Raw genomic sequence first — 14,253 nt, 5'->3', positions numbered from 1 at the left:
AACGATGAGCACCGAGCCTTTGACCCATGGACTGGTTCCCCAGCGCCTGACCCGAATCCGCCAACTGATGAGCCGGGAGGGCATTCACGCGCTGCTGGTGCCGTCGGCCGACCCACATTTGTCGGAATACCTGCCGGGCTATTGGCAGGGGCGGCAATGGCTGTCGGGGTTTCATGGCTCGGTGGGCACGTTGATTGTCACCGCAAGTTTCGCCGGCGTCTGGGCTGACAGCCGTTATTGGGAACAGGCTACCAAGGAACTGGAGGGCAGCGGTATCGAGCTGGTCAAGCTCATTCCTGGCCAGCCCGGGCCTTTGGACTGGCTCGCCGAACAGACGCCTGAAGGTGGCGTGGTCGCGGTCGACGGTGCGGTCATGGCCGTGGCGTCGGCCCGGACCCTGAGCGGCAAGCTCGAGGAACGCGGCGCGCGATTGCGCACTGACATCGATCTGCTCAAGGAGGTCTGGACTGATCGCCCAAGCCTGCCCGATCAGCCGGTCTACGCGCACTTGCCCCCGCAGGCGACCGTCAGCCGGGTCGAGAAACTCGCCAAGCTGCGCGAATCCCTCAAGGAGCGCGGCGCCGATTGGCATTTCATCGCCACGCTGGATGACATCGCCTGGCTGTTCAACCTGCGCGGCGCGGATGTGTCGTTCAACCCGGTGTTCGTCTCTTTTGCCTTGATCAGCCAGCAACAGGCAACGCTGTTCGTGGCCCAGGACAAGGTTGACGCACCGTTGCGTGCCGTTCTCGAACAGGACGGCGTGACCTTGCGCGATTACAGCGAAGCAGCGGCCGTGTTGCGTGAAATACCGGGCGGGGCGAGTCTGCAGATTGATCCGGCGCGGGTTACGGTCGGCTTACTGGATAACCTGGGCAGTGACGTGAAGTTGGTCGAAGGCCTTAATCCGACGACGCTGGCCAAGTCCCGCAAAAGCCTGGCCGATGCCGAGCACATCCGTCGGGCCATGGAGCAGGATGGTGCGGCTCTTTGCGAATTCTTCGCCTGGCTGGACAGCGCCTGGGGCCGCGAGCGCATTACCGAACTGACCATCGATGAGCACCTGACCGCCGCCCGCACCCGTCGGCCGGATTTTGTTTCCCTGAGCTTCAATACCATCGCTGCGTTCAACGCCAACGGCGCGATGCCCCATTACCACGCCACCGAAGAAGCCCATGCGGTCATCGAAGGCGATGGCTTGTTGCTGATCGATTCCGGCGGACAATACCTCGGCGGCACCACCGACATCACCCGCATGGTGCCGGTCGGAACACCCACCGCCGAGCAGAAGCGTGATTGCACCCGCGTGCTCAAAGGCGTGATTGCCTTGTCCCGGGCCAAATTCCCGCGAGGCATTCTGTCGCCCTTGCTGGATGCCATCGCCCGTGCGCCGATCTGGGCCGAGCAGGTGGATTACGGGCACGGTACCGGCCATGGCGTGGGTTATTTCCTCAACGTTCACGAAGGTCCGCAGGTGATTGCCTATCAGGCCGCTGCCGCGCCGCAGACAGCGATGCAGGCGGGCATGATCACCTCCATTGAACCGGGCACTTATCGTCCGGGCCGTTGGGGTGTACGCATCGAGAACCTGGTGTTGAACCGCGAGGCAGGTAAAAGCGAGTTCGGTGAGTTCCTTGAGTTTGAGACCCTGACGCTCTGCCCGATCGATACCCGTTGCCTGGAGGCGTCGCTGCTGACCCAGGACGAAAAAGACTGGTTCAACGCTTATCACGCCGAGGTTCAGCGTCGATTGAGCCCGTTGCTGGAAGGCGACGCACTGCAATGGCTGAACACGCGGACATTGGCGATCTGACGCAGGCGATCAGGCAAGGGCTTCACGGACGAAGTCCAGCCGATCCTGACCGAAGAACAGCTCGTCGCCGACAAACATGCTCGGGGCGCCGAACACGCCCCGTTCAATGGCTCCCTCGGTGGCGGTCTTGAGCGCCTGCTTGACCTGTTCGTCGGTCGTCATGGCCAGTACATATTCAGGATTGAAACCTCCTTCATCCAGGACCGCTGCCACCGTTCCCGGGTCGTTGAGGTTTCGACCATCCACCCACAGGGCGCGGAACAGGCAGTCGATAAAAGCTTCGAAACGTTCGGGGTGGCGCAGTTGCATGCCGGTCACGGCACGCATCAGCAATAGCGTGTTGATGGGAAAGTAAGGGTTAAGCTTGAAGGCAACGCCGTAGCGTTTGGCGAAGCGATTCAAATCCTTGAACAGATAAGGGCCCTTGGCCGGTATGGTGACCGGTGACGCATTGCCGGTGGCCTTGAAAACACCTCCCAGCAGCATTGGGCGATAGACCAGTTGGCTGTTCGTCTGTGCACAAAGCGTCGGCAACTGGGTGTAGGCCAGGTACGTGGTAGGGCTGCCGAGATCGAAGTAAAACTCCACCGATTTGCTCATGGGATCTGCTCTCTTATTGTTGTGGGGGAGGGTTTACCAGCGTTCATTCCAGGGGCGCAGGTCCAGCTCAAAGGTCCAGGCATCACGGGGTTGGCTGTGCAGATACCAATAATTGTCGGCAATGTGCTCGGGATTCAGGATGCCGTCCTCATCCTTGGTGACATATTTTTCTGGAAAATTATCGCGGATGAAATCGGTGTCGATAGCGCCGTCCACCACCACATGAGCCACGTGAATATTCATCGGGCCCAGTTCCCGCGCCATACTCTGGGCCAATGCCCGAATGCCATGCTTGGCGCCAGCGAACGCGGCGAACCCTGAGGCTCCGCGCAAACCCGCCGTTGCCCCGGTAAACAGAATGGTCCCACGCTGGCGTTTGACCATCCGCTTGGCCACTTCCCGTGCGTTGAGGAAACCCGAGAAACAGGCCATCTCCCAAATCTTGAAATATTTGCGCGCGGTTTCTTCGAGGATGCTGCAGGGCACATTGGCGCCGATGTTAAACACAAAGGCTTCAATCGGGCCGATCTGGTTCTCGATTTGCTCGACCAACGCAATCACGTCGTCCTCTTTACGGGCGTCACAGGCAAAACCGTGAGCTTCCCCGCCCTGGGCGCGGATCTCGTCAACCAAGGACTCGAGTTTGTCGGCGCTGCGGCGGGTGACGCAGGCGATAAACCCTTCCTGCGCGAAACGCTTGGCAATCGCCCCACCAGTGGCATCACCCGCGCCAACAACCAGTACGACCTTCTTGTTATTCATGAGTAGCCTCATTGGTAAACGATCGTTAACTAAACGGACGTTATGCTAAGATTCGCCGAGCGTCAAGGTGAGTAATCAGAGGCAGGACAATGCGTTATTCAGCCAATCACAAGATGGAAACCCGAGAGAAACTGCTCGCCAGCAGTGCTGTGTCCGCCAAGAAATCGGGTTTCTCCACGGTCGGTGTCGATGGCCTGATGAAAGCGATCGGGTTGAGCGGCGGGGCGTTCTACAGCCACTTTTCATCCAAGGATGAGCTGTTCAAGGCGATTGTTGAGCGGGAGTTGACCCAAAGCCTGGATCGCTTGAGCGGCGATGGGGTCATGGATGCAACGAAACTGCAGCGCTGTCTCAAGCAGTACCTGAGCATGAGTCACGTTGAGCAACCGCAGGCCGGTTGTGCATTGCCGGTGCTGGGCGCCGAGATCGCGCGATCGGATGGGCAGGTGAGGGAGGCGGCGCAAACGTGGATCTGCCGGCTGCATGAAAGTTGGACGCGGATATTGGGAAGCGACAGCCTGGCCTGGTCCATCCTGTCCCAATGCGTGGGTGCGCTGGTTGTAGCGCGGATGCTGGCCACGCCGCAGGTCCAGCGTGATGTCCTCAAGTCCAACTATGACGAGATCAGTCGTCGAATCGTCGAACAACGGCTCGACTGACGCCCGCTTATTTACAGATGACGATCATACTGCGGCTGGTATAACCGGCGGGGTTGAGTCCGAAAGGATAATCCCCTGGCTCCTCGACCACGTCACCGGACTTGGCGATGACCTTGTAGCCTTTGGGGGCGCATGAATTGGCGGCGCTGGCGGCGCACTGGTCCCAGGATGAGGAAAGACCAGAGCAGTTGATGTGCAGACCCTTTTTACCGCGCTTGACTTCAGTTTTCGATGTCGCCGCGCAGCCCGCAACTGCAAGTACGGCGATCAATATCAAAATTCGTTTCATTCCCGTCCTTATACCGTCGTGGATCTTATGCCCACATACGGTTGTGTTCGCTTTCGCTTGAAGCGTTCATGACGTCCTGTGTGAAAAAAATCCATGTTTGGCATTGGGTTACGGAGCTAAACATGGCCTAAATGCGGGGTAAATACCAGTCCTTCGTTAATTCCTACTTCAATCTGCCGCGATGGCGGGCTTCGCTGTGTTGCCCATGGTCAGTGTGGCGCCGACAGACGCGAGGATGATGCAGGTAATGGCTGTCCATTGGGCCAGTGATAAGTACTCCTGGAGGAACACGAGCCCCGACAACGCGCCGAATGCCGGTTCGATACTCATCAGGGTGCCGAAGGTGCGGGCCGGTATTCGGGTCAGGGAGATCATCTCCAAGGTGTAGGGCAGGGCGGTAGACAAAATGGCGACTCCAATGGCGATTGGAATCAGGCTCGGCGTCAGCAGTGCGGCGCCGGCATGCACGATGCCGATAGGGGCGACGAACAGGGCGGCGATCATGACCCCCAGCGCGGCGGTTTGCACGCCATTGTCCGCCCCGGCCTTCTGGCCAAATAGAATGTACAACGCCCAGCAGAATCCGGCGCCCAGTGCATAGCCGGCTCCGACCAAGTCAATGCCGGCACTGGCGGCTCCAGTGGGTATCAACAGAAGCAGGCCAATCACTGCCAGGGCGATCCAGAGAAAGTCGATGGCCCTGCGCGAGGCGTAAATGGCCACCGCCAGAGGGCCAGTGAACTCTAGCGCGACGGCGATTCCCAGTGGAACGGTGCGCAGTGACATATAGAAGAGAAAGTTCATGCCGCCCAAGGCCATCCCGTACACAACCACGGTGCGCAGGGATTGGGCCGTGAGCTTGGCGCGCCAAGGGCGAAGCAATATAAGCATGATGATGCTGGCAAAAATGAGCCGCAGCGTCGTGGTGCCTTGTGCGCCTACTACCGGGAACATGCTTTTAGCCAGGGAGGCGCCAGATTGGATGGATGCCATGGCTATTAATAGCAGGGCCACCGGGTACAGGGCGGATGCCAGGCTGCGATGTGGGGGAGTCATTACGGAATGTCGTCCAGAGCAAAGGCGGTGGGATCTGATTTGAGCAATATACTGCGCACTTGAGGCGCTTCCGTCTATATATAAGGCAGATTTAATTAAGACTGCGTCCTGCGGATAGAAAAGCGAAATTAAGGGTTGACGGCAAATCCTGGACGTCTATAATTCGCCCCACTTCCGGCGCAGTCGAAACGGAAAACTCCTTGAGTTTCAATGAGTTATCCTTGTTTTGAGAGTGTCGGGCTTCAGATCATCGAAGCCTGGGAAGCAGCTAATAAGGTGGTTTGTTTGGCCTTATTGACGGTTCGATCTTCTCGGTCGAAAGCGGAGAAAAAGAGGTGTTGACAGCAGCGAGTAACGCTGTAGAATTCGCCTCCCGCTAACGAGAGATCGGAAGCGCAAGTGGTTGAAGTTGTTGATGTTTCACAAACGAAACTTTGAAAACTTCTGAAAATAACCGCTTGACAGATGCACGAGGCGCTGTAGAATGCGCGCCTCGGTTGAGACGAAAGGCTCAACCCACCGCTCTTTAACAACTGAATCAAGCAATTCGTGTGGGTGCTTGTGGAGTCAGACTGCTAGTCAACAGATTATCAGCATCACAAGTTACTCCGCGAGAAATCAAAGATGTAACCAACGATTGCTGAGCCAAGTTTAGGGTTTTCTCAAAACCCAAAGATGTTTGAACTGAAGAGTTTGATCATGGCTCAGATTGAACGCTGGCGGCAGGCCTAACACATGCAAGTCGAGCGGTAGAGAGAAGCTTGCTTCTCTTGAGAGCGGCGGACGGGTGAGTAATGCCTAGGAATCTGCCTGGTAGTGGGGGATAACGCTCGGAAACGGACGCTAATACCGCATACGTCCTACGGGAGAAAGCAGGGGACCTTCGGGCCTTGCGCTATCAGATGAGCCTAGGTCGGATTAGCTAGTTGGTGGGGTAATGGCTCACCAAGGCGACGATCCGTAACTGGTCTGAGAGGATGATCAGTCACACTGGAACTGAGACACGGTCCAGACTCCTACGGGAGGCAGCAGTGGGGAATATTGGACAATGGGCGAAAGCCTGATCCAGCCATGCCGCGTGTGTGAAGAAGGTCTTCGGATTGTAAAGCACTTTAAGTTGGGAGGAAGGGCAGTTGCTTAATACGTAACTGTCTTGACGTTACCGACAGAATAAGCACCGGCTAACTCTGTGCCAGCAGCCGCGGTAATACAGAGGGTGCAAGCGTTAATCGGAATTACTGGGCGTAAAGCGCGCGTAGGTGGTTTGTTAAGTTGGATGTGAAATCCCCGGGCTCAACCTGGGAACTGCATTCAAAACTGACAAGCTAGAGTATGGTAGAGGGTGGTGGAATTTCCTGTGTAGCGGTGAAATGCGTAGATATAGGAAGGAACACCAGTGGCGAAGGCGACCACCTGGACTGATACTGACACTGAGGTGCGAAAGCGTGGGGAGCAAACAGGATTAGATACCCTGGTAGTCCACGCCGTAAACGATGTCAACTAGCCGTTGGGAGCCTTGAGCTCTTAGTGGCGCAGCTAACGCATTAAGTTGACCGCCTGGGGAGTACGGCCGCAAGGTTAAAACTCAAATGAATTGACGGGGGCCCGCACAAGCGGTGGAGCATGTGGTTTAATTCGAAGCAACGCGAAGAACCTTACCAGGCCTTGACATCCAATGAACTTTCCAGAGATGGATTGGTGCCTTCGGGAACATTGAGACAGGTGCTGCATGGCTGTCGTCAGCTCGTGTCGTGAGATGTTGGGTTAAGTCCCGTAACGAGCGCAACCCTTGTCCTTAGTTACCAGCACGTTATGGTGGGCACTCTAAGGAGACTGCCGGTGACAAACCGGAGGAAGGTGGGGATGACGTCAAGTCATCATGGCCCTTACGGCCTGGGCTACACACGTGCTACAATGGTCGGTACAGAGGGTTGCCAAGCCGCGAGGTGGAGCTAATCCCACAAAACCGATCGTAGTCCGGATCGCAGTCTGCAACTCGACTGCGTGAAGTCGGAATCGCTAGTAATCGCGAATCAGAATGTCGCGGTGAATACGTTCCCGGGCCTTGTACACACCGCCCGTCACACCATGGGAGTGGGTTGCACCAGAAGTAGCTAGTCTAACCTTCGGGAGGACGGTTACCACGGTGTGATTCATGACTGGGGTGAAGTCGTAACAAGGTAGCCGTAGGGGAACCTGCGGCTGGATCACCTCCTTAATCGACGACCGCAGCTGCTCCATGAGCTCCCACACGAATTGCTTGATTCATTGAAGAAGACGAAAGAAGCAGCCCGAAATTGGGTCTGTAGCTCAGTTGGTTAGAGCGCACCCCTGATAAGGGTGAGGTCGGCAGTTCGAATCTGCCCAGACCCACCAATTTTGTGTGGGAAACGCCTGTAGAAATACGGGGCCATAGCTCAGCTGGGAGAGCGCCTGCCTTGCACGCAGGAGGTCAACGGTTCGATCCCGTTTGGCTCCACCACTACTGCTTCTCTTGTAAAGCTTAGAAATGAGCATTCCATCGGTTCGATGGTGAATGTTGATTTCTAGTCTTTGACTAGTTCGTTCTTTAAAAATTTGGGTATGTGATAGAAAGATAGACTGGACGTTACTTTCACTGGTAACGGCTCAGGCTAAGGTAAAATTTGTGAGTTGCTCTTAAGTGAGCAAGCGTACGAATTTTCGGCGAATGTCGTCTTCACAGTATAACCAGATTGCTTGGGGTTATATGGTCAAGTGAAGAAGCGCATACGGTGGATGCCTTGGCAGTCAGAGGCGATGAAAGACGTGGTAGCCTGCGAAAAGCTTCGGGGAGTCGGCAAACAGACTTTGATCCGGAGATGTCTGAATGGGGGAACCCAGCCATCATAAGATGGTTATCTTGTACTGAATACATAGGTGCAAGAGGCGAACCAGGGGAACTGAAACATCTAAGTACCCTGAGGAAAAGAAATCAACCGAGATTCCCTTAGTAGTGGCGAGCGAACGGGGACTAGCCCTTAAGCTTCTTTGATTTTAGCGGAACGCTCTGGAAAGTGCGGCCATAGTGGGTGATAGCCCTGTACGCGAAAGGATCTTAGAAGTGAAATCGAGTAGGACGGAGCACGAGAAACTTTGTCTGAATATGGGGGGACCATCCTCCAAGGCTAAATACTACTGACTGACCGATAGTGAACTAGTACCGTGAGGGAAAGGCGAAAAGAACCCCGGAGAGGGGAGTGAAATAGATCCTGAAACCGTATGCGTACAAGCAGTGGGAGCCCACTTTGTTGGGTGACTGCGTACCTTTTGTATAATGGGTCAGCGACTTATTTTCAGTGGCGAGCTTAACCGAATAGGGGAGGCGTAGCGAAAGCGAGTCTTAATAGGGCGTCTAGTCGCTGGGAATAGACCCGAAACCGGGCGATCTATCCATGGGCAGGTTGAAGGTTGGGTAACACTAACTGGAGGACCGAACCGACTACCGTTGAAAAGTTAGCGGATGACCTGTGGATCGGAGTGAAAGGCTAATCAAGCTCGGAGATAGCTGGTTCTCCTCGAAAGCTATTTAGGTAGCGCCTCATGTATCACTGTAGGGGGTAGAGCACTGTTTCGGCTAGGGGGTCATCCCGACTTACCAAACCGATGCAAACTCCGAATACCTACAAGTGCCGAGCATGGGAGACACACGGCGGGTGCTAACGTCCGTCGTGAAAAGGGAAACAACCCAGACCGTCAGCTAAGGTCCCAAAGTTATGGTTAAGTGGGAAACGATGTGGGAAGGCTTAGACAGCTAGGAGGTTGGCTTAGAAGCAGCCACCCTTTAAAGAAAGCGTAATAGCTCACTAGTCGAGTCGGCCTGCGCGGAAGATGTAACGGGGCTCAAACCATACACCGAAGCTACGGGTATCACTTAGGTGATGCGGTAGAGGAGCGTTCTGTAAGCCTGTGAAGGTGAGTTGAGAAGCTTGCTGGAGGTATCAGAAGTGCGAATGCTGACATGAGTAACGACAATGGGTGTGAAAAACACCCACGCCGAAAGACCAAGGTTTCCTGCGCAACGTTAATCGACGCAGGGTTAGTCGGTCCCTAAGGCGAGGCTGAAAAGCGTAGTCGATGGAAAACAGGTTAATATTCCTGTACTTCTGGTTATTGCGATGGAGGGACGGAGAAGGCTAGGCCAGCTTGGCGTTGGTTGTCCAAGTTTAAGGTGGTAGGCTGGAATCTTAGGTAAATCCGGGATTCTAAGGCCGAGAGCTGATGACGAGTTACCCTTTGGGTGACGAAGTGGTTGATGCCATGCTTCCAAGAAAAGCTTCTAAGCTTCAGGTAACCAGGAACCGTACCCCAAACCGACACAGGTGGTTGGGTAGAGAATACCAAGGCGCTTGAGAGAACTCGGGTGAAGGAACTAGGCAAAATGGCACCGTAACTTCGGGAGAAGGTGCGCCGGTGAGGGTGAAGCATTTACTGCGTAAGCCCATGCCGGTCGAAGATACCAGGCCGCTGCGACTGTTTATTAAAAACACAGCACTCTGCAAACACGAAAGTGGACGTATAGGGTGTGACGCCTGCCCGGTGCCGGAAGGTTAATTGATGGGGTTAGCTAACGCGAAGCTCTTGATCGAAGCCCCGGTAAACGGCGGCCGTAACTATAACGGTCCTAAGGTAGCGAAATTCCTTGTCGGGTAAGTTCCGACCTGCACGAATGGCGTAACGATGGCGGCGCTGTCTCCACCCGAGACTCAGTGAAATTGAAATCGCTGTGAAGATGCAGTGTATCCGCGGCTAGACGGAAAGACCCCGTGAACCTTTACTATAGCTTTGCACTGGACTTTGAATTTGCTTGTGTAGGATAGGTGGGAGGCTTTGAAGCGTGGACGCCAGTCCGCGTGGAGCCAACCTTGAAATACCACCCTGGCAACTTTGAGGTTCTAACTCAGGTCCGTTATCCGGATCGAGGACAGTGTATGGTGGGTAGTTTGACTGGGGCGGTCTCCTCCTAAAGAGTAACGGAGGAGTACGAAGGTGCGCTCAGACCGGTCGGAAATCGGTCGTAGAGTATAAAGGCAAAAGCGCGCTTGACTGCGAGACAGACACGTCGAGCAGGTACGAAAGTAGGTCTTAGTGATCCGGTGGTTCTGTATGGAAGGGCCATCGCTCAACGGATAAAAGGTACTCCGGGGATAACAGGCTGATACCGCCCAAGAGTTCATATCGACGGCGGTGTTTGGCACCTCGATGTCGGCTCATCACATCCTGGGGCTGAAGCCGGTCCCAAGGGTATGGCTGTTCGCCATTTAAAGTGGTACGCGAGCTGGGTTTAGAACGTCGTGAGACAGTTCGGTCCCTATCTGCCGTGGACGTTTGAGATTTGAGAGGGGCTGCTCCTAGTACGAGAGGACCGGAGTGGACGAACCTCTGGTGTTCCGGTTGTCACGCCAGTGGCATTGCCGGGTAGCTATGTTCGGGAAAGATAACCGCTGAAAGCATCTAAGCGGGAAACTTGCCTCAAGATGAGATCTCACTGGGACCTTGAGTCCCCTGAAGGGCCGTCGAAGACTACGACGTTGATAGGCAGGGTGTGTAAGCGCTGTGAGGCGTTGAGCTAACCTGTACTAATTGCCCGTGAGGCTTGACCATATAACACCCAAGCAATTTGAGTCGGCTCTTTAATACGGAGCATCAGATTGCGGTGTGTGAAGACGACACGAACCGAAAGTTCGACGCTGCTCACAAAGCAACACACAAACTATCGCATACCCATTCGCTGGAACGTGACCGCAAGGCACGCGCTGGCTACCGAATTTCTTGACGACCATAGAGCATTGGAACCACCTGATCCCATCCCGAACTCAGTAGTGAAACGATGCATCGCCGATGGTAGTGTGGGGTTTCCCCATGTGAGAGTAGGTCATCGTCAAGATTAAATTCCGAAACCCCTATCTGCTGACGCAGGTAGGGGTTTTGTTTTTGTGCTAGAAAAAACTTGTTCCAAAAAAAGATGACCTTTAGAGGTCATCTTTTTTATCCGGGTCGTTAGGCCTCGGGTACAGGGCAGCTCAAATCGCCCTCCTTGCACTTGAGATAGGTCTTGAATGCCTCGACCCGAGCCTTGGTCTGGGCTGTGATGCAGTTGCTGTAGATCAGCGGATAGACGCTGCCACCCTCGACTCCAGACGCGGAGAAATTGCATTCGGCGTCACGGAAGCCGATCCAGGCCCGTTGTGCCTTGACCAGCATTTGCTTGGCCTCGGGATTGTCTTTCAGGCGTGCTGTGATTTGCTTATAAAGGCTGTTCAGCTCGTTGTCGGCGGCCTTGTTTTCTTTGGCCGCGCACTGGTTCATCTCACCCTGAGTAGTAGCATTGGCGCAGTCGTCGGCTTGAGCCGCGGTGATAAAAAACAACGGTGTGAGGGCCAGAAGCAAGCGTGGTGGCATGGTCGATCTCTCCTTGAGGGGGGGACAAAATGCCGGAGGAGTGTACCCAAACAATGGACTGATACAACTTTCCGGTTGGCCTCGTGGTCTTACAAGCCTACTGTTGAACACAGGAGGTGACCCATGTATTCATCCGATCGCATTGAAAGAAAGATCCTGCTCAAGGCGCCGCGCTCTCAAGTCTGGCGTGCCCTGGCCAATGCTGAAGCCTTTGGCCAATGGTTTGGCGTCGCCCTTGAGGGCAAGCGGTTTGTGGCGGGCGAGCGTACGCAGGGACAGATCACTTATCCAGGTTATGAACACCTCATTTGGGACGTGGCGGTGGAGCGGGTCGAGCCCGAGCGGGTGTTCTCGTTTCGCTGGCATCCATACGCCATCGAGCCTCAGGTTGATTACTCTCAAGAGTCCGAAACACGGGTGCAATTCGAACTTGAAGACATGGATGGCGGCACCTTGCTGAAAGTGGTGGAGTCGGGGTTCAACAATATTCCTGAGGCGCGCCGACTCAAGGCCTTTCGCATGGACAGCCGTGGCTGGGACGAACAGATGGCTAACATTGAGGCGTTTCTGAGCAACGCCTGATCTTTCTCCGCTGACGCAAATGCTGCGATGCCTGGCGAGGCTAAGGGTTTGCGGAAGCGCTGGTATAGCGAATGTCTTACACGAGATGGTAGCTATGTCGTCTATTGCACTTTGGATCCGAGGCGTAATCTGGACTCATCCACTGAAGCACAGGAAGTGCTCAGGATCAGGGACGATCGACCTTGCAAGGATGGCTACCGACAGGGAGTCGTAATGGTCTTGGAAAAACCCGCTTCGGCGGGTTTTTTTTCGTCCATAAAAAAGGCCCGAAGGCGCTGTATAGCGAAATGCTTACACGTTGGCGCTGCTTTCTCGTCTTTTTCCAAGGCAGTGGTGGGACTAATCTATGTTCATCCACTGAGTACAGGGAGTGCTCGGGGTCATGGATGATTGGACCAGGCATGGAATGCCGGACAGGGAGTCAAATTGGTCCTCAAAAAACCCGCTTAGGCGGGTTTTTTTTCGTGTGTGAAAAAGTGGTGCCGATCATGCTAGACGCCGAGTCATCGTACGATCCGTGCCATCAGCAGCCAGGGTCTGCCCACCCGGCGTGCGATCCGCGCCATCGGCAGCCAAGGTCTGCCCACCCGGCGTACGATCCGCGCCATCAGCAGCCAAGGTCTGTCCACCCGGCGTACGGTCCGCCCCATCAGCGGCCACAGGCTGTTGATATTCGGTGGCCTGGGTAAAGAAACGGTCTTGCTGCTGGCTCGGCAAGGCAAACGCGCCGGCGCTCAGGGCAAAGGTGGTAGCGGCGATCAAAGTACTGAAAGTTTTCATGGTAAAGACTCCGGTCATATCAAGGGTTGAGTGCCGGGTCGTTCAGATGTCGTGATCTGCTGAACCCGTTGCAGCGCGGACGGTTGTCTTGCTGCATGGGTTCAGATTAGGGCGGAGGGGGGGCGATCGTTAGACGGATACTGCCCGCGGTTTGCCTGATCCTGTTTGTATGCAGGATCAGGTGCTACTGGCCTGCAGCGCCAGGGCACGCAAACGAGCTATGTCCTTGCTCGGTGACGCGCCAAATAGACGACTGTATTCGCGGCTGAACTGTGAGGGGCTTTCATACCCCATCTTGTAGCCGATTGACGAAACGTCGCTGTTCTCCGCCAACAGTAACCGTCGGGCTTCTTGCAGGCGCAGTTGTTTCTGGTATTGCAGCGGGCTCATGGCGGTCACGGCCTTGAACCGGTGATGCAATGCCGAAGGGCTGAGGTTGATCATTTGCGCGAGGCTGTCGATGCTCAGCGGCTCGGCGTAATGGGTATTGAGCCACTCGATGGCCCTGCTGATGCGATGGGTCTGAGTGTCGGGAATCGCAATTTCGTGCAAGCGCTGGCCTTGGGCACCCCGCAGCAGCCGGTAGAAAATCTCCTGTTGGGCCAGGGGGGCCAAGGTCGGGATATCATCCGGACTGTCCAACAGCCGTAGCAGGCGCAACATCGCATCGAGCAGCGGCGCATCGATGCGGTCCAGGAACAGCCCACGCCCGGCTCGCTGGACCGGTACACCGATAGGGCTGGCATCGGCGATCAGACGGCAGATCTGTGCCGGGTCGATGTCCAGGCGAATGCACAGATAAGGACGTTCGGGACTGGCTTCAATCACCTGGCCGGCCAACGGCAGGGTCACCGAGACCACCAGGTAGTTGAGCGGGTCATACACGTAGCATTCATCGGCCAGGCGCACTTCCTTGCGCCCCTCGATGATCACGCACAGACCGGGCTTGTGCACGACGTGCAAGGCTTCGCTCGGCTGATCGCTGCGGATCAGGTGCAAGGCCTCGATGGCCGTGGGGTGGACGCCGTATTCCGGCGCGAAACGCTTCATCAGCGCCGCCAGTTCGGCGCGACGCTGATTGACGCCGTCATCAGCCGCAATGTGGATGGACGTGGATACCGACATGCCGCTCAATCTCCCTGGCCAAATGCGTAGATCGCGCTAGTAAAGCCGATTGTGCGGCTGGCGACTAGAGTCCGTTTTCTCGCTACAGGATCGTGCAAGCGCACAGGAGGATCCGGCTAACCCAGACATCGACCGGTTCCCTAATCTGAATGTGTCCAAACGCTCCC

Annotated in this window: 10 protein-coding genes, 2 tRNA genes and 3 rRNA genes; 8 read left to right on the top strand and 7 right to left on the bottom strand. The window is 55.6% G+C overall.

All coding sequences use genetic code 11. The annotated features are described in order from the left end of the window. Window positions 1-4 precede the first annotated feature (4 nt). Window positions 5-1,813 (top strand): aminopeptidase P family protein, encoded by a 1,809-nt coding sequence (locus CD58_RS19995; protein ID WP_025214755.1) that lies wholly within the window; start codon window positions 5-7, stop codon window positions 1,811-1,813. Between the two features lie 9 nt (window positions 1,814-1,822). On the opposite strand, the gene CD58_RS19990 is transcribed toward CD58_RS19995, so the two are convergent. Together CD58_RS19990 and CD58_RS19985 are read right to left on the bottom strand one after the other, a co-directional pair. Next, window positions 1,823-2,413 carry a 2-hydroxychromene-2-carboxylate isomerase gene (locus CD58_RS19990; RefSeq protein ID WP_025214754.1) on the bottom strand — a complete coding sequence of 197 codons (591 nt, stop codon included), beginning with the start codon at window positions 2,411-2,413 and terminating at the stop codon, window positions 1,823-1,825. Window positions 2,414-2,446: 33 nt separating this feature from the next. Beyond that, window positions 2,447-3,175 (bottom strand): SDR family oxidoreductase, encoded by a 729-nt coding sequence (locus CD58_RS19985; protein ID WP_025214753.1) that lies wholly within the window; start codon window positions 3,173-3,175, stop codon window positions 2,447-2,449. Window positions 3,176-3,264: 89 nt separating this feature from the next. On the opposite strand from CD58_RS19985, the gene CD58_RS19980 reads away from it, so the two are divergent. Then, on the top strand, window positions 3,265-3,834 hold the full coding sequence (locus CD58_RS19980) for a TetR/AcrR family transcriptional regulator (protein ID WP_025214752.1): 570 nt from the start codon (window positions 3,265-3,267) through the stop codon (window positions 3,832-3,834). A gap of 7 nt (window positions 3,835-3,841) precedes the next feature. On the opposite strand, the gene CD58_RS19975 is transcribed toward CD58_RS19980, so the two are convergent. Together CD58_RS19975 and rhtA are read right to left on the bottom strand one after the other, a co-directional pair. Beyond that, window positions 3,842-4,123, bottom strand: coding sequence for a hypothetical protein (locus tag CD58_RS19975; protein ID WP_003204018.1), 282 nt, complete (start codon window positions 4,121-4,123; stop codon window positions 3,842-3,844). Between the two features lie 168 nt (window positions 4,124-4,291). After that, window positions 4,292-5,179, bottom strand: a complete 888-nt coding sequence (gene rhtA, locus CD58_RS19970; protein ID WP_025214751.1) for a threonine/homoserine exporter RhtA — start codon at window positions 5,177-5,179, stop codon at window positions 4,292-4,294. Window positions 5,180-5,860: 681 nt separating this feature from the next. Here rhtA and CD58_RS19965 point away from each other — a divergent pair. The 5 genes from CD58_RS19965 (at window position 5,861) to rrf (ending at window position 11,084) form a co-directional block, all read left to right on the top strand. Then, window positions 5,861-7,397: ribosomal RNA gene (locus CD58_RS19965) — 16S ribosomal RNA — on the top strand. An 81-nt stretch (window positions 7,398-7,478) separates the two neighbouring features. Beyond that, a tRNA-Ile gene (locus CD58_RS19960) sits at window positions 7,479-7,555 on the top strand. A gap of 30 nt (window positions 7,556-7,585) precedes the next feature. Beyond that, window positions 7,586-7,661, top strand: a tRNA-Ala gene (locus CD58_RS19955). Between the two features lie 248 nt (window positions 7,662-7,909). Next, a 23S ribosomal RNA gene (locus CD58_RS19950) occupies window positions 7,910-10,801 on the top strand. A 167-nt stretch (window positions 10,802-10,968) separates the two neighbouring features. Then, a 5S ribosomal RNA gene (gene rrf / locus CD58_RS19945) occupies window positions 10,969-11,084 on the top strand. Together the 16S, 23S and 5S rRNA genes with 2 tRNA genes alongside form the textbook arrangement of a ribosomal RNA operon. Before the next feature lie 113 nt (window positions 11,085-11,197). Here rrf and CD58_RS19940 read toward each other — a convergent pair. After that, window positions 11,198-11,599, bottom strand: coding sequence for a lysozyme inhibitor LprI family protein (locus tag CD58_RS19940; protein WP_025214750.1), 402 nt, complete (start codon window positions 11,597-11,599; stop codon window positions 11,198-11,200). Window positions 11,600-11,722: 123 nt separating this feature from the next. On the opposite strand from CD58_RS19940, the gene CD58_RS19935 reads away from it, so the two are divergent. Then, window positions 11,723-12,181 (top strand): SRPBCC family protein, encoded by a 459-nt coding sequence (locus CD58_RS19935; protein ID WP_025214749.1) that lies wholly within the window; start codon window positions 11,723-11,725, stop codon window positions 12,179-12,181. A gap of 486 nt (window positions 12,182-12,667) precedes the next feature. Here the strand turns inward: CD58_RS19935 and CD58_RS19930 are convergent, their stop codons facing one another. Continuing rightward, entirely contained in the window at window positions 12,668-12,961 is a 294-nt protein-coding gene (locus CD58_RS19930) for a hypothetical protein (RefSeq protein ID WP_025214748.1), read from the bottom strand. A 177-nt stretch (window positions 12,962-13,138) separates the two neighbouring features. After that, complete coding sequence (locus CD58_RS19925; RefSeq protein WP_038436699.1) at window positions 13,139-14,086, bottom strand: AraC family transcriptional regulator; 948 nt, start codon at window positions 14,084-14,086, stop codon at window positions 13,139-13,141. Between the last annotated feature and the right edge of the window lie 167 nt (window positions 14,087-14,253).

The organism is Pseudomonas brassicacearum (assembly GCF_000585995.1).
Lineage (GTDB): Bacteria > Pseudomonadota > Gammaproteobacteria > Pseudomonadales > Pseudomonadaceae > Aquipseudomonas > Aquipseudomonas brassicacearum_A.
This window is presented reverse-complemented; position numbering and strand designations above follow the sequence as displayed.

What these genes read in the sequence shown, in the direction of transcription:
- CD58_RS19995 (WP_025214755.1), top strand. Translation starts at nt 5, where the DNA reads ATGAGCACCGAGCCTTTGACCCATGGACTGGTTCCCCAGCGCCTGACC.
- CD58_RS19990 (WP_025214754.1), bottom strand. Translation starts at nt 2,413, where the DNA reads ATGAGCAAATCGGTGGAGTTTTACTTCGATCTCGGCAGCCCTACCACG.
- CD58_RS19985 (WP_025214753.1), bottom strand. Translation starts at nt 3,175, where the DNA reads ATGAATAACAAGAAGGTCGTACTGGTTGTTGGCGCGGGTGATGCCACT.
- CD58_RS19980 (WP_025214752.1), top strand. Translation starts at nt 3,265, where the DNA reads ATGCGTTATTCAGCCAATCACAAGATGGAAACCCGAGAGAAACTGCTC.
- CD58_RS19975 (WP_003204018.1), bottom strand. Translation starts at nt 4,123, where the DNA reads ATGAAACGAATTTTGATATTGATCGCCGTACTTGCAGTTGCGGGCTGC.
- rhtA (WP_025214751.1), bottom strand. Translation starts at nt 5,179, where the DNA reads ATGACTCCCCCACATCGCAGCCTGGCATCCGCCCTGTACCCGGTGGCC.
- CD58_RS19940 (WP_025214750.1), bottom strand. Translation starts at nt 11,599, where the DNA reads ATGCCACCACGCTTGCTTCTGGCCCTCACACCGTTGTTTTTTATCACC.
- CD58_RS19935 (WP_025214749.1), top strand. Translation starts at nt 11,723, where the DNA reads ATGTATTCATCCGATCGCATTGAAAGAAAGATCCTGCTCAAGGCGCCG.
- CD58_RS19930 (WP_025214748.1), bottom strand. Translation starts at nt 12,961, where the DNA reads ATGAAAACTTTCAGTACTTTGATCGCCGCTACCACCTTTGCCCTGAGC.
- CD58_RS19925 (WP_038436699.1), bottom strand. Translation starts at nt 14,086, where the DNA reads ATGTCGGTATCCACGTCCATCCACATTGCGGCTGATGACGGCGTCAAT.